We start from the raw sequence: 20,297 nt of genomic DNA, 5'->3' as shown, positions 1-20,297 counted from the left end.
AAGGTTGGGATTTGAGCCAATGGCATTCGCAGCCCGTCGCTCACCAGCACAGTCTCATCCTAGGAAAAATTCCCAACCCTGTCCTGGTCGATTTTTGACAAACTAGTTGATTTTTGACATCGATTTTATTTTTTCGCCCGGATCTTGCTTGGGAACTGCTAGCGACTACGATATTCTTTCGGGGTAATGCCCAAGAGATTACGAAAATGGTGGTTAAGTTGACTGTGGGAACTGAAGCCGCATCTCAAAGCTACTTCGCTGATAGACAATTCTCTTTCCAGTAGTATGGCTTTGGCCCGCTCAACCCGTTGTTGGATAATAAATTGATAGGGGGAACATCCCATTTCTTTTTGGAAAAAGCGGCAAAAGTAGGCTGTGCTCATGCCGATCGCCCCGGCCAGAAATTCAACGGTAATTCCTTGGTCGAGATGCTCTTCGATATAGTCCAAAGTCGGTTGCAGGCGATAATGGCCCGTTGACGTGGAGAGGGTATCTTCCTCAGGTTTTCGTTGCTGTTGATGATTGGCTATGGCGATCGCCACGGTGGATAATAGTTGTTCCCGCCGAAAAGGCTTAATCACATAGCCCTGGGGATTGGTTTTTTGGGCCCGCTCCAGGGTTTCCCCATCAGAAAAAGCTGTGAGATAAACAATGGGGATGGAGTAAAGAGATTTTATCCGTTCCGCCACCTCTATCCCGTCGATCTCTCCTTTAATACGAATATCTAGCAAAACTAGATCTGGATAAAACTCAGCAATTTTTTTCAGCGCCGTTGCTCCATCACTGGCGATCGCACAAATTTCATAGCCATCACTTTTTAATAATTGGGCAATGTGTTGGGCCACTAGCCTTTCATCCTCTACAATCAGTACTTTGGTTGCCATGGTTGCAGTCAAATAATGTTGATTTTCGTTGATTTTTGATGGAGCTAGCTAAAGTGAAAATTCCAACCCAAATTGAGCGCCACCGACATATTCATAGTGCAGTTTTCCCTGGAGTTGTTCGGTTAGGCTGTAGATAAGTTGCATGCCCAAACTATCTGTATTTTCCAAATCGATATCCCTGGAAATTCCAACTCCGTTATCCCACACCTGTAAACTATAGTGACTGTTCATTGAAGTGAATTTAATCGAAATTTCCCCTTCCGTCGTTGGGAAAGCATGTTTTAAAGCATTAGAAACTAATTCCTGAATAATTAATCCCAAAGGAATGGACTGCTCTAAAGGAACTTTAACTTGTTCAACCAACAATTTAATTTTAATACTACCAGTATTACAGCCGTAACTTTGGCAGATATTGTGAGTCAAATTTTTAAGATATTGACTAAAATCAATATTAGCTAAGTCTTCACTACGATATAACTGCTCATGAATCAATGCCATGGATTGAATGCGATTCTGGTATTCCTCACTCAATTGCTGGATGGCTGGAGAAGCCTTACTAAATTGCAAATAAAGTAAACTAGACATAATTTGCAAATTGTTTTTAACTCGATGATGAATTTCCTTAAGCAATACTTTTTTTTGCTCTAATTCGTTGGTTAATTGTACAAAAAGCTGATTTTTAGAAGCCAATTCTTGTTGAGCCTGCTCGTACAAAGTAGCCTGTTGGATGGCAATTTCAAACTGATTAGTGATCTGCTTGAGCAGATCAATTTCTGTTTGTTCCCAAACCCTAGAACTGCCACATTGATGAATACACAATAAGCCCCACAAAATGGCATCATTAATTAGTGGTAGCACTAGGTTTGCCCTGACCTGTAGCCTGGCAAGAAAGTCAATGTGGCATTGCCTAAGATGGGACTGGTGAATATCCTCAATGACCTGAATTCTGCCCTGCTGATACCTTTGGGCATAGTTATTACTAAAACAAGTTTCTTCAATTGCACTATTAATGATTGGCTTAAATGGAGCCAATACCGACTCTGCCACAATATTACCAACGGAAAAGTCAGAGTCCGGTGAAAACTGAAAAATAACTACCCGATCTGCTTCCAAAAACTGACGAATTTCCTGCACTACTGTGTTAAAAATAGTTGGCAGATCTAAAGACTGACGGATACGCTGGGTAATTTCCCTTAATAATGATTCGCGGCGGCCTTGCTCATAAAGTCTTTGTTCCTGTTCTTTGCTATCACTAATATCCTGGGCTGTGCCCAAAACCTTAGTAACTTGCCCATAATCATCCCTAGCAAAAACCACTTCCCGAGAACGTAGCCACCGCCAAGAACCATTTTTGTGGCGCATGCGATATTCAGTGGTCAACACTTGGCCTTCCTGGGACTTTTGCCAAAAATTCTTATTTTCGTAGAGGGTTGGGATGTCATCGGGATGCACAATGTTTAACAACAGCTCCGTTCCCCCATTTTTAAATTCTTCTGGAGTGTAGCCTAGGATTTCAAAGGATTGATAATTGACATAAATATTTTTCCAAGCAATGGGGTCTAAAATATAAAGAATCTGGGGAGAATAATTAGCTAATTTTTCAATAAAATATTGACTTTCCCGTAGGGCATTTTCCACATCCAATCTGGCGGTAATATCCCTAACAATTTTGGAGGCTCCCACTACATTTTTGTGTTCATCTCGAATGGGAGAAATGGTCAGGGCAACATCAATTTTACTACCATCTTTACGCTGTCTTTGAGTTTCGTAGGTGTTAATCCTCTGACCTTGGCGGATGCATTCAGCAATAAGGTCTTCTTCCAAGATTAATTCCTCAGGAATAAGTTTGGTGATATGACTTCCAATCATTTCTTCTGCTGTGTAGCCAAATAATCTTTCCGCAGACTCGTTCCAACTGGTGATGTTACCATCTAGGGTTTTACTAATAATTGCGTCCTGGGAAGATTCGACAATAGCAGCCAATTGCGCCAATTGATCTTTATTTTTTTCTAGGGCTTCTTTTGCCCGGGTTTTATCTTCAATTTCCTGTTCTAATTGTTGATTTATTTTTGCTAATTGGGTAGTGCGGTCTTCCACTCTTTTTTCAAGATTATTGTTTAACTCCTGCAATGCTATTTCCGCTGTTTGCCTTTCTTTAATTTCTTGATTTAGAGCCAGATTGAGGGTAGCTAATTCCGTGGGGGATTTTAAGTTTAGGGCATTGGGGACAATTTGAATTAACTCAAACACAGTGATAATAGAGACGATCGCCATGGAGGCTTTGACTATACCGGATATCCAATAAATAGGGTACCAAAGGGTGATAATGTCAAAAAAGTGACTGGTGCCACAGCATAAAATAAAAGTACTAAATAGGAAAATAATATTAGGAAAAGGAATATCTTGGCGCTTCCGCAAAAAGTAGAGCAGAGTTAAGGGAATAGAGTAGTAGGCGATCGCCGTGAAAAAATCAGCGCTGACGTGGAGCCAGACCAGGGGAGTTTGCCAAAGGTAGCAATGGCCGTGGGGTATATAGCCATTGGCTTGGAAAAAATCCCCCAGGGTAAATGCGGTGACTGCCATGGACGTACCTTTAGTTAAATTGCTTGAGCAGATTAGGCTGATCAAATACTAAACAATGGTGACTATTTACACCATTCAATATCTAACTAATTTATTTCAGCTTTTCTTGTCTAGGGTAAATTTGACTATTTTCCAAAATTTCTTCCGCACCATGGGCGATCGCCCGTAGTTGATCTAGTAATTGGGGGTCAACATTGCTCCAGAGTTGCCTTTGCTCTGCTTCCAATAATCTTTCCGCCATGTCCCTTAACGCCCAAGGATTGTGCTGTTGCACAAATTTCTGCACTTCTTCATCCAGTAGGTATGCCTGAGCTATTCCTGTATACATAAAATCCTCCACACAATGGGCAGTGGCATCGTAGGCAAAGAGATAATCTAACGTGGCGGCCATTTCAAACGCCCCCTTATAGCCATGGCGCATTACCCCAGTGATCCATTTAGGATTTACCACTCGAGAACGGTAAACCTTGGCAATTTCTTGGGTCAATAACTTCACTTTTGGTTGGGCAGGATTAGCATTGTCACCAAAATAAACAGTGGGATTTTTCCCAGTTAATGACCGCACCGCCGCCGTTAATCCCCCCTGAAACTGATAATAATCATCGGAGTCGAGCAAGTCATGTTCTCGATTGTCTTGGTTATGTAAAACAATTTGTAAATTTTGCAGGCGCTGGGCAAATACTTCCGGTTGATTGTGGCCAACGCCCTGGCGATCGTAGGCATAACAACTCCAATTGAGATAGGCCCGGGCTAAGTCACTATCATTTTGCCAATTTTGCGCTTCAATTAATCCTTGTAAACCAGCTCCGTAGGCCCCTGGTTTAGAGCCAAAAATACGATAGGTTGCTTTAGTTACAGCTTCTTCCGTTGCTAAACCTAATTGTTGCCATTGCTCGGTTTCTTGCTTAACTTTTTCTGCTAAAGGATTCAAATTTGCCGGTTCATCCAATTGACTAACCGCGGCGATCGCCTGATGGAGAAATTCCACTAAGTTGGGGAAACTATCCCGAAAAAATCCAGAAATTCTGACGGTCACATCCACCCGGGGACGTTTTAGTACAGTGGTGGGCAAAATTTCAAAATCAATAATGCGACGGGAAGGGCTATCCCACACTGGTTGTACTCCCAATAGGGCCAGAACCTGGGCAATGTCATCCCCGCCAGTACGCATAGTGGAAGTGCCCCAAATGGAAATAGCTAAAGTTTGGGGATATTCTCCGTGGTCTTGGGTGTACCTTTCAATCAGGGTTTCAGCAGCTCGACGGCCAATGTCCCAAGCTATTTCTGTGGGAATGGCCCGGATATCCACCGCATAGAAATTCCGTCCCGTTGGCAATACATCAGGGCGACCCCGACTAGGTGCCCCCGCCGGGCCACTGGCAATATATTCCCCATTTAAACCCCGGAGTAAATTAGTAATTTCCTGGGGAGTTTGTTGTAGCATTGGTAAAAGAATTTGCTCGATATAATCAAGATTAGATTTGGTTTTACTATCAGGCTTGTGGAAAAATAAATAGACTTTTTGGTTAACAACAACTGATGTCAATAAACTTCCCACTAACTCCTTAGCAATTTCTTCTAAAATTTCAATAATCTGTCCCCCTATCCGACAGGAATTAAATAACTCAATAAATTGGGTTAATTCCCATTTTTGTAATTTCATCTGCATGGTTTCTGACAATTGCCATGGTTCCTTGGGATCATCCAAAACCGGATCAAAATCTAACTCCAAATCAAAGGCGATCGCCTGGGTTAAACCAAGTCTTTGATAGGATGGCGATCGGGCAATACTAATCGCCAAATCCCGCAACTGCTCTCCTGTGGGAGTTTGGCCTAAAATATGTAGGCCGTCCCGAATTTGGGCCTCCTTTAGTTCACACAGGTAACTATCCGCCGAAGTTAACAAGGGTTGTAAATCCTTCAGGGCCGGAGGTGTTAAACCTAAATCCGTTTGCAAATTGCTAGTTGCCAATAACTTACGGAGGCGATCGCCAATGGTTTTAACACGAGTTGGATCCAAGGCTTGGGCTTCATAATATTCATCAATTAAAGCCTCTAATTTTTCCAAGTCGCCATACAATTCTGCCCTGGTTAAAGGAGGGGTTAAATGATCAATAATACAGGCCTCACTACGGCGTTTAGCTTGGGTTCCTTCCCCTGGATCATTGACAATAAAGGGATAAAAATTAGGTAATCCTCCTAGGGCAATCTCTGGATAGCAATGGTCAGATAAAACAACACTTTTGCCCGGTAACCATTCCAAATTGCCATGTTTACCTAGATGAATTACTGCCTGGGCAGAAAATTCCTGGCGTAACCAAAGATAAAAAGCAAGGTAATGAAGGGTGGGTTCTAAATCCGGCGCATGGTAATTCAAACTAGGATCAAAATCATAGCCCCGGGCCGGTTGAATACCAACAAAAATATTGCCCAATTGGATGCCACTAATGGCAAATTGATCCGGTAAATTATCCCAATTTTCCCTAACTTGCCACCGCTCTGTCATTGCCCGTTGTACGGACTGGGGCAAACTGTGAAAAAATTGCCATACTTTCTCTGTGGCAATGGTTTGATTAACGGCTCGATATTGAGCTAATTCCTGGTCATTGGTTACCCCTTGGGTTAATTGTTTAATTAAAGTTTCAGTGTCTTTAGGAATGGCAGACAGATTATAGCCAGCAATTTTTAAAGCTTCTAAAATCTGTAGACAACTAGCAGGAGTATCCAACCCGACCCCATTAGCCAAACGACCATCTTTATTGGGATAATTAGCTAAAATTAGGGCAATTTTTCGTTGGGAAATTTCGGCTTGAGCGCAATCAATGATATTTTTGGTCAGTTCTGCCACCCACTCAATCCGATCCGGCACAGGCTCATAAATCACCACCTCCGTTTCCAGTTGGGGATGACGGGCTGCCATCGCTTTGAAAGAAATTGCCCTGGTGATAATTCTGCCGTCCACCTCCGGTAAAGCCACATTCATTGCTAAGTCCCGTGGGTTCAGCCCCCGTAACCCTTCCTGCCATTGTTGGCGATCGCCACCGCTAAGAATTACCTGTAGCACCGGGACATTCAGTTTTTGCCAGAGGGGAATGGTTTCGAGATTACCGATCTGTCTTTGTAACTTGGCGAGGGAAAAACTAGTGGTGTTTAAAATAGCTCCCAAAGGCTGATCTAAATTTTCTAAAATAGCTAAAACTTCTGCTTGTACGTCAGGTTCCCGCAGGGAAGAAACATAGATAGCAAGGGGATTTAAATTATGTTTTTCTAAAGCTTGACAAAGAGCATCAATGGGAGTTGTATTGCCAGACAAATAATGGGAACGATAAAAAATAATTGCAATAGTCGTAATAGCTTTAAATTGAGGCATCAAACGTATTTTTAACTAGGGTAATACTCTTTAATCGTAAATTGCGGTTGCTTCAATCCAGGTTGATTTTGTTTTAATATTCTGATTAAACGATTATCTAGAGTTTTTTGATTAATTAAAAAATCATGAATTATTGATACTTGTCCAATCTGATCTCGATCTTCTTTACAAATTATTATGCCTTTGTGTCTTATTCCACTCAAATGTAATTCAATAAAATCATTTCGATTAAATGTAATTACACAACGTCCATCAGTTGTTGCATCTTTCAAAACAGATAAATCAGTAATTCTTTGGTTGGCTCTCCCTGCATCATAGGAAGTCAAAACATTGTAACCTAATTGACGTAGTTGATTAACTAAGCCCAGGGATAAGTTTTCGTTGCTATAGAATTTAATCATGATAATTTTCTTGATCTTGGTAATCAATAAGATTATCAATTTCCTGTCGATGAGATTGGTAATATTCTTTAATAGTCAACAAATCAAAGGCAGTTAATCCAGGAAAATCGGCCAGTAGCTCCAAATCCGTACCTCCTTGATTGATAAGAGAAATAATTGTCCAGACTGCAATTCGGGTATCCCGAATACAAGCGTGGCCACCGCATATCCCTGGTGTTTTTTTGATCATCTTTGCCATGAGGGTATTTTGAAATAAACTATAGTCCTCCACCGGCAATGCAATAATTGCCTCTGCCAAAGATTCTACCAGTCTCCTATTCATAAAAATTCTCCCTAAATAACTCGATCATTGCCACCATCTAAAGGTAATTGAGCGCCGGTAATTTTACCAAATAAAGGACTAGCCATTGCTGTTACTAATTCCGCCACATCCTGGCTAGTCACTTCTACTTTCAGCAAATTATTAGCTTTATACTCTTCCACCGTTAAACCGTAATGTTGTGCCCTGGCTTCTAGCACTTCCTCTGTCCAAAAACCCGTATCAAATACTCCGTTAGGATGGATAGTATTGAGGCGGATATTATCCTTGGCCCATTCCAAGCTTGCCACCCGCATTAATTGATTTAACGCTGCTTTTGACGCTGAATAAGCCGCCAAACCCGGGCCTGGTGCGGCCACATTTTTAGAACCAATTACCACCACTCGCCCTCCCTTGGGAGCTAACTTTAACAGGGGATAACATTCCCGCAGCAGGGTTAAATTGGCATCTAAATTAATGTTTAAAACCTTTTGCCATTCCAACGTGGACAACTCGGCGATCGCCCGGGCCACGGGAAAAATCCCCGCATTAAGCACTAGCATGTCCAAACCGCCAAATTGGGCTATGCCCTGTTCCAGAGCTTGTTTGAAAGCATTGGCATCAGTAAGGTCACATTGGATTCCCAGGAAATCAGGTCGATTGTGGAGTTCACTAATGTTAAGTTGAATATCCAGCGCAATTACCACCGCTCCCTGTTTAAGTAATTGGGTAACGGAAGCTTCACCAATGCCGGACGCTCCACCGGTCACCAGGGCCACTTCCCCCGCAAACATGGGAGGATTACCAGCTTGTTTTAATTTGGCCTGTTCCAAATCCCAGTATTCCAACGCAAAAATATCCGACTCCGGCAGGGCTTGGTAACCCCCTAACCCCTTGGCCCGCTGAATAATTGCCATGGTGTGCTGATAAATATCCCCGGCGATCGCCGTACTTTTAGCAGAAGTTCCTAGGGTAAGCAGTCCCAGTTCCCGATCAAGGATAATGCGGGGGGCAGGGTCAAGCATGGTTTTGACTTCCCCACTTTTACCGTCGTTGCGCTGAAAATATTCCTGATACTTTTTGGCATAATCTGCCACATCTCGACCCAGTTGGGGTAAACGTTTGGTGCGGATTACATGATCCGGAGTGGCGGGGCCTTGCTGACTAATGTCGGCTAAATCAGAACGTTGGACAAAGCTTAAACTGGCCTCATCTTGATATTGCCGCATTAACAAGGGAAAACCAGCTATGCTACTAGCATCACAGCGTAATTGGGCCAATGCCAATCTATTTTCCGTAGTTGATTTTTGCGGCTGGCCATAACTAATCTGCCATACCCCTTGATTTTTTAGATATTCCTCTGCTTCGTTCACTAAACTAATCATGCCTTCGTAGGCTTCCCGGGCGGTGGCACCAAAGGAAAAAATGCCATGGTTCATTAACACCATGCCCACTGTTCCCCCATGGGCTTCGGCGGTGAATTTTTCCGCACATACCCGGGCCAAGTCAAATCCTGGCATCACATAGGGAATAATTACCAGGCGATCGCCGTAAATTTCTCGAATTCTTTCCTCCCCATTGGCCGTATTAGTAATGGTCACCACTGCATCGGCGTGGGTATGGTCCACATATTTAAACGGCAAAATAGCGTGGAGAATGGTTTCCACCGAAGGACTGGGGGCACTGGCCAGGGTCATCTGGGTTTTTAATTCATTGACCATCTGGCGATCGGATAATTGCGTCAACTTAGACAACTTGAGCAAATGGGGCATTCTCACTGGGGCAAACCCCGCCGCCTCAATGGTGGCCAGATCCCAACCACTACCCTTGACATAGAGAATATCTTCCTTCTCCCCCACCAAATTAGTTACCTGACATTTCACCGAGGTATTGCCGCCGCCATGGAGCACTAGGGATGGTTCCTTGCCCAGCAAGCGAGATGTGTAAACCCGCTGGGGTAAATCCCCTTGATATTGGTTGGCTTCCTGGTCATCCCATAAACTCTTCATAACGCCTCCGGTCAATTGCTGGGGTTTGCTACCAAGGCTATTATCCCTGCTTTCGGTCTGGGGCAATTGTGACTGTTTTCTCGGCAAGTCAGAGGTGTTGCATATCCAGATAAAGTAATCCCCCCATGGACGTAGAGTTAGGGGGGAAATTTCCGGATAAGCTTTCAGGGAATACGGAGTCGGCGGATATCAATCCAACAAAGCCTACACCGACTCAGTTTAGTAAGAATTATTAAAAACAAGAAATTAAGCCAATAAACCGAGGGTTTTACCGTTGGACTTAGCTAAACGGATTAAATTTTGGCGTTGTTTGGCATCGATGCCCACCCAGTTACAAAAGTTGGTAATGGTCTGGCAGTGGAGGGCGATCGCCTTGCCGCGGATCTGATTGAACTTAGCTTTGCCTAACTGTTGACGAACCAAGATAACGATGGGGGCAAACATGGCAGTGACTCCTAAATTCCTACGAGCAATCAAGAAAAACAATTATTTCTGGGGCATTGGCTTCCTCATGGAGGAAGCTTTTTTTGCCTTATGTAAATAAATGTAACAGTTTTGTAAATTTTTGTAAAGCAAAGTTGACAAAGAGTTTTTTTATCGTTACGGGTCGCAACAAAAAAGGAGCCTGTTGGGGCTCCCTTGGCGTTAGATGCGGTTTGGCTTGATCAATTGTCTGACTCGGTGGAGTCCTCCGGCGGATTGAGGGCATCCTGACTGTCCTCCGGTAAATCGATGAATACCCGTTCCTTGGGTTCTAATCCCCTAAGAATTTGGGTTTTGTCATCCAATACCAGGCCAATGGTGACGGGCCTAAACTGGGGCTTATCCTCTGCATCGGGCACCATCACCCCAGTTCTTCCCCCCACGGTAACAATGGCCACGGTGGGCACAGTCAAAGCATCGGTCAGCCTGTCTCCCTTGAAGACCACATCCACATTCATTTTTGAGCGCAATTGTTCCTGGCCGGTGGCTAAGCCAATGGTGACCTCAAAGGACGTGACGTTATTCTCCACAATGGCTTCGGGGGCCACCCGGATTACCCGGCCGGTAAAGGTTTCATTGGGAAAGGCATCGGCGACAATATCCACCATTTGTCCGGGACGGAGAGCGGAAATATCTACTTCCGGTACCCTGGCCACTACTTCTAGTCCCTGGGCTAGGGCCACAATAGAAGTGGACGTGGCGGAAGCTGTGCTGGAAGCGGAGGTGGTGGGAGTAACAAAGGAACCCACTGTGGCAAATTTTTGCGTGATGATGCCGTCAAAGGGAGCCACGATGAAAGTATCCTCATAGGCAATTTTGCTCCGCATTAGTTGGGCTTCGGCTTGGGAAGCGGCGGCTTGGAGGGTGGCCAATTCCGTTTCAGCGGTGCCCTGCCTTTCCCTTAGTTGGGCCATTTGGGCCGCTACCCCCTGTTCTGCCTCGGCGATCGCCCCTTGGAGTTGGACAATTTCTTGCTCAATCTGTCCCACTTCGGGGGAGGCGGTAGTTCTGGCATTATTGAGACGACTTTGGGCTTCAAACAGGCTGGCTTGGGCATTTAAAAACTCGTTGGAGAGTTCATCGTACTGATCCTGGGTAATGGCCCCTTCCTGGAGGAGGCTTTGATTCCGATTGCGACGATTTTCCGCCAGCTTGAGGCGAGATTCTGCCGAAGCCACCTGGGCCCGCAATTGGTCAATGTTACTGGGAATGCGGGATTGGGCTTGTTCTAAGCGAGCTTGGGCACTGGCGAGTTGGGATTGGGCCTGGGCAATGCGGGTACGACCTTGGTTAACTTGGGCCCGCAGTTGGTCAATTTCGGCGGGAATTCTGATGCGGGCCTGTTCGTAGCGGGCGATCGCCTCCCGCAAACGAGCTTCCGACTGTTTTCCATCGGCAAAAAATTCCTGATTTTCCATTACCGCAATGCGATCGCCTTTTTTGACCACATCCCCCTGCTCGACAAAAAGCCGCACTAAACGCCCGGGGGCTTTGGGACTAATATTGACAGTTTGCTGGGGTTGCACGGTGCCGCTGGCCTTAATCTCCACCTCCAGGGGGGACTCCGTAGCCATGACCGTATATTTATCCAATTCCGACTGGCGGGGGGGGCCATAGGCCGAACGGTAAGCAAAAATTCCCACCACCAAGATCCCTAGCCCCAACAAACTGAGTAGAACAGGTAAGGGTTTTTTCATTGATTGGACAAGGGGCATGGCCATGGGCACTAAAAAATTGGTCTCTTGATCTTTAAGATAATTTACTTAATTCCCCAAACCGTTTGGTCAGGACAGATTAAGATTCGACTTCCGTCTCTGACTCAGATTGTTCTTCCCCCGCTGGCCTGATCCGCTGGAAATAACGGCCACTTTTGGGCGGTAGGGGTAGGCCTTTTTCCTGGTGAAAATCCTGCTGTACTTTGTAAGTTAACCGAGGGGACACTTGGCGGACAATTTCTGTTAACAGGCGATCGCCAGTGGATTGAATCAACTTCATGGGCAGTTTGTAGATATAGCCAGGGAACTGCACCGCCACATCCATTTTCAAGTCCCATTCCACCTGGGTAATGGTTTCCGGCCAGGGGATTTCCGCCTGGGCAAACTGTTTTAAACTTTTCTCCGTCAGGCGATCGCCATTGACTTGATGCAGAGTCATGTTAGAAAGAAAATCCACTTCATAACCCAGATTGGGGGTATCGGGCAAAGGAACCGTATGCATCAGGTAATTGCCATCCTGGGGCGGTTCCAGCACCACCGCAATTTTGGGCTCCACATCAAAACCCAAAGCGCCAAACTTACCGATGGTCAACACATAGCCATGGTCCCCCAAAGGATCTGCTTGCATGGGCTGGGCACAGCGACGGAACCAACCTTGGTGGGCCTGTAGATAGTCGTCCACTTCTTGACCGGGGGCAAACATTTCCATTCTGCCCTGGAAATGGGTTTGGAAATGTACAGGGGGAAAACCATTGTCCTGGGGGTCAACGGGTAGGGGTTGGAAATTCTGGGTCAAGGCAATGCTAGTTTAATAAAAACCACCGTTAGACAGAATTTCGGCTGATATAAGCACAAAATTCCGTTATTTGATTCTAGATAAGTTACTCAAAATCCCCCAAAAGTTGAGGGATTAAGAAAGCCTACCGAGACTGAGACTATAGTCGTATCTACACTGAAAAGAGTTCAATTCAGGCATCAAGCACCCAAATCGACCTGCACCTCTCCGTTTTCCACCCGCACGGGGAAGACCGGCAAGGACTTTTCAGCAGACATTTTGCCCATCAAGCTACCTACTACCGGCGGAAAGGGACTCCATTCTTTGACCGCTCCAGAACAAAGATCAAAAGCGCTACGGTGGAAGGGACAAACAATGGCCCCGTCTTTAATTTTGCCGCTTTTCATCGGTAACTTAAGGTGAGGACACTGGTTGCTAACAGCATGGATCGTGCCTCCTTCATTGAGCAACAAAATTGCCTGTTGGTTTAGTTTAACCACCTGACGACTACCGGGGGGGAGATCACTTTGGGCAAGGGCTTTGGTCCAAACCATAATTTTAATTAATTGTTAGGGATTGACGAATTTATTAAGGTTTTTGTTAAGGATGAAAACAAGCTCAAAACTAAAGGGGCTTTGCCTCCAACATCCTAAGAGTGTAGAAGAAAAGCCCCCATTTGTCCTAGCAATAGCTCTAGCAATGGGTGTTTATTGGGGAGGGGCGCTGGGCAAAGCACCAATGGTGACGGTTAAATTTTGTTGTTGGCCGTTGCGGAGAATGCCTAGTTCTACTTGATCGCCTACCGCCAATTTGCTCACCAAGGATTGCACCTGTTCCGAATTTTCCACCGGTTGCCCCTGGAGGGACTGGAGCACATCCCCCTGTTGGAGGTTAGCGGCCGCCGCTGGGGAGTTAGGCATGATCTGCATAATCACCACGCCCCTATCCACAGGAATGTCCATACCCGTTTCTTGGCGAATTTGACTTTGCAGTTCCGGGGTCATGGTCACCATTTGAATGCCGAGGTAGGCGTGCTCCACTTTGCCCGTAGCAATTAACTGTTGAGCAATTTCCTGGGCTTTGTTGATGGGGATAGCAAAACCAATGCCCTGGGCGTTTTGAATAATGGCGGTGTTCATACCAATTACTTGCCCATCCGCATTGAGGAGGGGGCCGCCGGAGTTACCGGGGTTGATGGCCGCATCGGTTTGGATAAATTCCACCCGTTTATCGGGCACGCCAATGTCCGCACTACGCCGCCCCGTGGCACTCAAAATCCCTGTGGTGACTGTATTGTCCAAGCCCAACGGGTTACCAATGGCGATCGCCCATTCCCCCACCTGTAGGCGATCGGAGTCTCCCAAAGCCACGGTGGGTAAATTATCCGCTTCAATTTTGACCACCGCCACATCCGTAGAAGGGTCAGAACCCATCACCCGACCGGGGAAAGAACGACCATCCTTAAGGGTTACGGTCACCTCATCGGCTCCATCCACCACGTGGGCATTGGTAAAAATCTTACCGTCGTTACTAACAATGAAACCGGAGCCAGTTCCCCGTTGCACCCGTTCGTTGGGCATGGGGGGCATTTGGGAGCCAAAAAATCTCTGGAAGAAAGGATCGTTAAAGGCCTGGGGCACCTGGGATTTAACCGTTTTCTGGGCATTGATACGCACTACAGCGGGGCCGGTGGATTCCACCACATCCACCACAAAATTACTCGGTTCCCTAGGGGCTAAACGACTTTGTAAATTCTCCGCTACACTTTCGGTCTGAGGGGTTTTGGCCTGACTGGTTACCAAAGGGGAAATAACGGCATTGTCCGCTAGGCGATCGACCAGTTGGGGATTGGTTAAAACGAAGGTCCCTCCAGCACCAATGCTCATACCCACCAGGACTAGCCCCAGGTAGGCCAAGGAAATTTTAGAAGGGGTTTGTTTGGGAGAATGGAGGGAAACGTCTTTCATGGCTTGATTGCACTTCTTTGCTGAAAACTAAGCTAGTAATCTGGGAAAAAAGTCAGCCCGGTGAGGAGCAATTGGGAAAACGGCTTGGGCTGACATTTATTAATGTAGGGGATGGGTATGGCAGGGCTGTGACGACCATATGAAATTTTCGTGTCAGCTTTTCTTACACCTTAAAACCCTTGAATTTAAAGGAATACAACCGTTGATCCCAATGCAAGTTGGCAAACCAAAAGATGTTCAGAAGCCATTTTTCCAACAGGAGATAAAAGTTTATATAGTTTTGTCCAGTCTATCCGATCAACTTTTCCTTCCACAGGCAGTCAAACATCTCCGTTGGCAAATTTTAACGGGCCGGTAGGTTGCCACCGGAAAGTTTTAAATTAATCACTGAAAAAATGAAAATGACCAAAAATAACACTAGCCCGATCGCCGAAGCGTAATTCATTTCGAGGTCTTGAAAAGCCCGTTCATAGACATAATAAACTACCGTTTTGGAAGCGTTGAGGGGGCCGCCCTGGGTCATGATATACACCTCTTCAAAAACTTTGAGGGCAGAGATGGAAGATAAAACTCCTACTAAGAAACAATAGGGCCGCATCAGGGGAATGGTAATATCCCAATGTTGTCGCCAACCGTCCGCTCCGTCGATCGCCCCGGCTTCATAGAGTTCCTGGGGAATGGCTTGGAGTCCGGCCAGGTAAATGACCATGTAATAACCCAACCCTTTCCACACTGTCACCACCATCACACTCCACAGGGCTAAATTGGGACTGGTGAGCCAAGGAATACCATCGCTAAATCCCAGTAGGGCAAGAATTTGATTCAGGATGCCATTGGAAGCGTAGAGGGCTTTCCAGGCAATGCCTGCCACCACAATGGAGATAATTACCGGAGTGTAATAGGCCATGCGAAACCAGGTGATGCCCCGCAGTTTTTGGTTGACCAAAATGGCTAGTCCCAGGGGCAACATGATCAGTAAGGGCACAACCCCCACCAGGTAAAGCAAAGTGTGGCGAAAGGTCAGCCAGAAAACCTTATCCCGCCAGAGCCGCTCAAAATTAGCCAGTCCTACCCAGGCCGGGGCTTTGGTCAAGTCCAGTTCGTATTGGGTAAAACTGAGGGAAAAAGCTTGTAGTGCCGGATAGAAAACCGTTGCGCCCAGCATAACCAAAGCGGGCAACAGGAATAAATAGGGGGTGGCTCCCCTAGGCCAACGGCGATCGGACCCAGAAGCAGTCATAGAAGAATCGGGTAGGACTACATCAAACTAACATAACCATTGCTGGCCCTAGGCATAAAGATCCGATTGCTGCCATGACAATGGCCGTGGATAAGCCAAAAGTTTATGGTTCCTTGGGTTCTCCTTCAAACTGTTTGCGTTCTTCTTGCACCAAAGGATCTTCCTCCAAACTGGGAAAGGTGGCCAACTGGGGTTTGCCCCGGAACAAATTCCGCAGTTGCACAATGCCCTGTTCTTGCCACCAACCCACAATGCCGTTGGGCAGCACGGTAACCACAATCAGGAACAAGGCCCCTTGGAAAAAGAGCCAAACTTCGGGAAACTGCTCGCTCAAACTACTCTGGGCAAGGCGCACCAACAGAGTTCCTAACACCGCCCCCACTAGGGTAGCCCTGCCGCCAACCGCAACCCAAATGACCATTTCAATGGAAAAGGCCACATCCATAATGCTCGGAGTAATAATCCCCGTTTGCACTGTGTATAGTCCCCCCGACAGACCGGCGATCGCCCCGGAGATACCAAACACCAACACCTTAAAGCCAGTGGGGTCGTAGCCCGTAAAACGCACCCTAGTTTCATCGTCTCGAATGGCTACGAGGATGCGGCCAAAGCGCCCACTAGTAAGCCAACGGCAAAGAATATAAACCAATAACAGAGCCAGGACGGTGACTTCATAAAATACCAGTTGGACTCCGTCGGAACTGGCTAGGTAACCAAAAATTCTTTCTGTATCAGTTTTTAAGCCATTAGTACCGTTAATTAATTTCTGTTGCCCGTTGAAAAAGTTGTAAAACACCAACAGAGCCGCCTGGGTCAAAATCGAAAAATATACACCCTTGATGCGGTTACGAAAAATTAAATAACCCAACAGGGCGGCGATCGCCCCTGGCACCAACACCATGGCCAATACAGTAACGGGTAACGAATGGAAAGGTTGCCAAATCAGTGGCAGTTTATCCACCCCGTAGAGACCAAAAAATTCAGGTAATTGCCCTTCCGGTAACTGGAGATTGAGATACATGGCAAAGGCATAACCCCCAAGGGCAAAAAATATGCCATGACCTAAACTGAGTAACCCCGTGTAGCCCCAAATTAGGTCAATGCCCAGGGCAATAATAGCCAAAGACAGAAAACGCCCCATCAACCTGAGCCGTAGGAAGGGAAAATTATTCAACAGCCATTGACTTGGGCCTCCATCGGACAAAGATAAAACTGCGATGATCAGGGGAATACAGGCAAAAACCAACACTGACCCGAACAACGCATAGTCATTCCAACCCAACTTCTTCAGCAGTTTGGCCAGGGGAGAACCAGAAGGGGGGGCAGAATTTTGCATAGGGAAATAAAAAAGGCTGAAGCTAAATTTGGTCAGAGGTTAGGCTAGGGGGGGGCGAGACAATGGGGCAAAGAAAAATTGCCATTGCCTCCGGGAAGCTACAATTCCGCCGTCCGGCCTTTGGGAGGGAAAATACCCGCTGGCTTGATTTGCAGAAAAAGGATAATCAGGGCGAAGACTAAAACCCTGGCCATACTGGTGGTGGCAAAAAAGGTAAAAAATTCGTACAGGGGCTGCAATGCTCCCTCTGGGGGAAATAAACGAATCAGGGTGCCACTACCAATCAAGTCACTGGATACACCGATCGCCAGGGAAGCAATAATGGTTCCGAGCAGGTTACCTACGCCCCCGACCACCACCACCATGAAGGTATTGATAATGTAGTTTTGACCAATGTTGGGCCCCACCGCCCCCAGAAAACTAATGGCGCAACCTGCAATGCCCGCTAGACCAGAACCAAGGGCAAAGGTCAAAGCATCCACCTGCCCAGTGGGAATACCTAAACAAGCACTCATACCCCGGTTTTGGGTAACGGCTCGAATTCTCAGTCCCCAATTGGAGCGGTAGAAAATTAGATACACCGCCAGTAAACAGAGCAGAGTCAGGAAAATTATAAAAATCCTGGTGTAGGGTACCTGGAAAGTGCCAATGGCAAGCCCCCCCCGCAACCAAGTGGGGGCACTAACATTGACATTCCTAGCCCCAAACCAAGCCCGATTCCACAGGGGAGAATTGGCCTGGGCCACCACAAAACCACTAATGCCGGCGATCGCCGCCGAGAGGCAGAAAAGGATGACTTGGGCTTTCCCTAACCAAGGTTTGCCACCGGCCTGGCGTTTAATTAACCAGGTGCCACCGAAATATAAAAGCAAAAATATACCCACCACCAGCACCATAATCCAGTTCACACTGCGGACAAACTGTTGCAAAATCAGGCTCACCCCCCAGGTGGCCAGCAATGTTTCCAGCGGTCGGCCGTACAAGTAGCGGATAACCTGTCTTTCCAAAACTAGACCGGCGATCGCCGCCACCAGGAAAGCAACGGGCAGAGCGGCAAAAATGTAGAGGTCAAACCAAGGGTCCCCGAAGCTCTGGAATAGGTTTTGCACCACAAAGGTGCTGTAGGCGCCCAACATCATCAATTCCCCATGGGCCAGGTTAATTACCCCCATCAAACCAAAGACGATCGCCAAACCCAGGGCAGCAATCAGTAACACTGAACTTGTGCTTAAACCGTTAAAAATGCCTTCTAGGAGTACTGACACAATGTTTTCTAGAATTGGAGAAAGGTGGGCCTAATCCAGGCTCAAACCCGCTATTTCCGGGACTTAGTCCGAAAATGCCGTGGGACAAAACCAGGTTAGCCTTTATAGTTAACCCTGCTCCGTTCCATAAATTTGTTACCCGTGATACCAAGAGCGAGCCAAAACGCCAATGGTTGAAGGCGATTCAAGAACCAGAAGTTTTGGAGTTAACCAGCCAATTTCTACGGAAAAAACGAGCCAAGGAAGATTCATTTAAAGCTAAGTAAATGGGCCGACCGTGGGGGCAGGTGTGGGGATTATTACATTTTTGCCATTGCTCAATGAGTTTATTAATGGCAATGCGATCCAATTCCATACCGTTTTTAATGGCACTCCGACAGGCGATCGCCGCTTGGGCGGTGGAGAGGGAAGATAGCTGACTCAATTCCTGCAAAATAGCAATAATTTCCTCCTGTCCTTGAAGAAGGGCCGGTAAACTCCGCACAGCCCAAATATCTTCCCCAAAGGGATCTATTTCCAAGCCTAAATTTTGCAGACGTTCCACCTGTTCCGGGTTAAATCCTTGCAAGACCAGAGGTTGCTCCAGGGGTAAACATTGCCAATGCTGTTGTAACTGCTCAAACAAAACCCGTTCATGGGCTACGTGTTGCTCCACTAACCAAATACCCTGGTCATGTTCCACCACCACATAGGTCTGGCAAACCTGGGCGATCGCCTTAAAAGCCTTGGGATAGCCCAGCACCGTTTCCGTTAGCGAAGTGGCACCTTGTAGTTGATACACTCCCTTGGGTTCAGCGGCCTTGAGCAATTGATTCAGACGAGGGGGAGCGTTATTGTCCAAAATTGCTAGGCTCTGGTGCAATAAGGTTTTTAGTTGCCCTTGCCAATGGGGTAAATCCTGCAAATAAATTTCTGTTTTTGCGGGGTGACGATGCCAATCGATGCACTGGGGCGGCAATTGCCAATGGGCAAAACACAGGGGATACCGTTGCCGGGGCAAGGTACGGTGAAAAACCGCCAAAATTGTCTGGGTTAATTCCGGCACATTCACAGGACGACCATTAATGGCAATGATTAACCAATCGGGGCGGGGACGATGGCAGCGGTCAGGATAACCAAAGGTCAAGTTTAGTTGGGCCGATGTTGCCTGATTTTCTAGATCGACGGGGAGGGACAGGGATTGTTGAGTGTAACCAATTTGGCTGGCCTGGAGTGATTTAAGGCATTGCAACAAGATGGCTTCTGGGTTAGGACCGGGGCTAAGGCTCAACCGTAACCGTTCGTCCTGCCACAGTTGCCACGTTACCTGGGGATGGCAGAGGGCTAATTGTTGCAGATAGGTCACCATGGGCCGCCAAAATTGCTGACTTTTAGCAAAGGCCTGCCGACGTTGGGGAAAATTAGCAAACAGTTGCCGCACTTCCACCCTCGTTCCCATGGCGATCGCCACCGGCTCAATCTGCTCTGGTTGACCCTGGGGGCTGTAGGTAATCCGCCAACCACAATCCGGACTGGCCGCACTGCGACTGCTAATGGTCAACTGGGCCACCTGGGCCAAACTATGGAGGGCTTCACCTCGAAAACCTAAAGTTTTAATCCGTTGTAAATCTGCTTGGGTACTAATTTTGCTGGTGGCATGGGGCAATGCGCTGGTTTTTAACTCTGTTACATCCATCCCCTGGCCGTTGTCCAACACTTCCAAACGCCACTGATCCCACCAAACACGAACCAAAATCCGATCAGCACCGGCATCCAAAGCATTTTCCACCAATTCCCGCACCACTGCCAAAGGAGAATCAATCACTTCCCCCGCCGCAATTAAATCCACCAACTGGCGATCGAGAATTTGGATCATCGACTTTTCTGCTATGCCCATAAAAAAGAGGGTAGATGATTTTTCTCCCTCTCCGCTTAAAAGCTCGTTAATGGTGTGGTTGATTTGCAAGCCAACAATCTCAAAAGATTGGCTTA

Annotated in this window: 15 protein-coding genes; all 15 read right to left on the bottom strand. The window is 46.7% G+C overall.

The annotated features are described in order from the left end of the window. Positions 1 to 158 precede the first annotated feature (158 nt). The 15 genes from BWK47_RS04265 to mutL all read right to left on the bottom strand — a co-directional run bounded on the left by BWK47_RS04265 (position 159) and on the right by mutL (position 20,271). Positions 159 to 884: a response regulator transcription factor gene (locus BWK47_RS04265; protein ID WP_162327688.1), complete on the bottom strand. Its 726-nt coding sequence runs from the start codon at positions 882 to 884 to the stop codon at positions 159 to 161. Between the two features lie 48 nt (positions 885 to 932). Continuing rightward, complete coding sequence (locus BWK47_RS04260; protein WP_162327687.1) at positions 933 to 3,467, bottom strand: PAS domain S-box protein; 2,535 nt, start codon at positions 3,465 to 3,467, stop codon at positions 933 to 935. A 91-nt stretch (positions 3,468 to 3,558) separates the two neighbouring features. Beyond that, a complete protein-coding gene (cobN, locus tag BWK47_RS04255) occupies positions 3,559 to 6,837 on the bottom strand; it encodes a cobaltochelatase subunit CobN (protein WP_162327686.1) in 3,279 nt (1,092 codons plus the stop codon). Between the two features lie 11 nt (positions 6,838 to 6,848). Beyond that, positions 6,849 to 7,238 (bottom strand): DUF5615 family PIN-like protein, encoded by a 390-nt coding sequence (locus tag BWK47_RS04250; protein WP_162327685.1) that lies wholly within the window; start codon positions 7,236 to 7,238, stop codon positions 6,849 to 6,851. Further along, positions 7,231 to 7,536, bottom strand: a complete 306-nt coding sequence (locus BWK47_RS04245; RefSeq protein WP_237269799.1) for a DUF433 domain-containing protein — start codon at positions 7,534 to 7,536, stop codon at positions 7,231 to 7,233. Before BWK47_RS04245 ends, BWK47_RS04250 begins: the two co-directional genes overlap by 8 nt. A gap of 35 nt (positions 7,537 to 7,571) precedes the next feature. Beyond that, positions 7,572 to 9,545, bottom strand: coding sequence for a bifunctional aldolase/short-chain dehydrogenase (locus BWK47_RS04240; RefSeq protein WP_162327683.1), 1,974 nt, complete (start codon positions 9,543 to 9,545; stop codon positions 7,572 to 7,574). 246 nt (positions 9,546 to 9,791) lie between these two features. Further along, on the bottom strand, positions 9,792 to 9,989 hold the full coding sequence (gene pgr5, locus BWK47_RS04235; protein WP_028949053.1) for a cyclic electron transport protein PGR5: 198 nt from the start codon (positions 9,987 to 9,989) through the stop codon (positions 9,792 to 9,794). Positions 9,990 to 10,210: 221 nt separating this feature from the next. Next, positions 10,211 to 11,749 carry an efflux RND transporter periplasmic adaptor subunit gene (locus BWK47_RS04230; RefSeq protein WP_237269797.1) on the bottom strand — a complete coding sequence of 513 codons (1,539 nt, stop codon included), beginning with the start codon at positions 11,747 to 11,749 and terminating at the stop codon, positions 10,211 to 10,213. Between the two features lie 73 nt (positions 11,750 to 11,822). Next, positions 11,823 to 12,539, bottom strand: coding sequence for a DUF1997 domain-containing protein (locus BWK47_RS04225; protein WP_237269795.1), 717 nt, complete (start codon positions 12,537 to 12,539; stop codon positions 11,823 to 11,825). Between the two features lie 179 nt (positions 12,540 to 12,718). After that, positions 12,719 to 13,072 carry a Rieske (2Fe-2S) protein gene (locus BWK47_RS04220; protein ID WP_028949057.1) on the bottom strand — a complete coding sequence of 118 codons (354 nt, stop codon included), beginning with the start codon at positions 13,070 to 13,072 and terminating at the stop codon, positions 12,719 to 12,721. A gap of 153 nt (positions 13,073 to 13,225) precedes the next feature. Next, a complete protein-coding gene (locus tag BWK47_RS04215; RefSeq protein WP_162327681.1) occupies positions 13,226 to 14,485 on the bottom strand; it encodes an HhoA/HhoB/HtrA family serine endopeptidase in 1,260 nt (419 codons plus the stop codon). 343 nt (positions 14,486 to 14,828) lie between these two features. Then, positions 14,829 to 15,725 carry a carbohydrate ABC transporter permease gene (locus BWK47_RS04210; RefSeq protein WP_162327680.1) on the bottom strand — a complete coding sequence of 299 codons (897 nt, stop codon included), beginning with the start codon at positions 15,723 to 15,725 and terminating at the stop codon, positions 14,829 to 14,831. Between the two features lie 103 nt (positions 15,726 to 15,828). Next, positions 15,829 to 17,061 carry an urea ABC transporter permease subunit UrtC gene (urtC, locus tag BWK47_RS04205; RefSeq protein WP_162327679.1) on the bottom strand — a complete coding sequence of 411 codons (1,233 nt, stop codon included), beginning with the start codon at positions 17,059 to 17,061 and terminating at the stop codon, positions 15,829 to 15,831. A 98-nt stretch (positions 17,062 to 17,159) separates the two neighbouring features. Continuing rightward, the gene (locus tag BWK47_RS04200; protein ID WP_162327678.1) at positions 17,160 to 18,326 is read right to left on the bottom strand and encodes an ABC transporter permease subunit; all 1,167 of its coding nucleotides are present in this window, start codon (positions 18,324 to 18,326) and stop codon (positions 17,160 to 17,162) included. Positions 18,327 to 18,510: 184 nt separating this feature from the next. Continuing rightward, a complete protein-coding gene (gene mutL / locus BWK47_RS04195) occupies positions 18,511 to 20,271 on the bottom strand; it encodes a DNA mismatch repair endonuclease MutL (protein WP_237269793.1) in 1,761 nt (586 codons plus the stop codon). Between the last annotated feature and the right edge of the window lie 26 nt (positions 20,272 to 20,297).

Source organism: Synechocystis sp. CACIAM 05 (assembly GCF_010222815.1).
Taxonomy (GTDB): domain Bacteria; phylum Cyanobacteriota; class Cyanobacteriia; order Cyanobacteriales; family Microcystaceae; genus Synechocystis.
The sequence above is the reverse complement of the archived record's forward strand: the minus strand, read 5'-3'. Positions and strand labels throughout refer to the sequence as shown.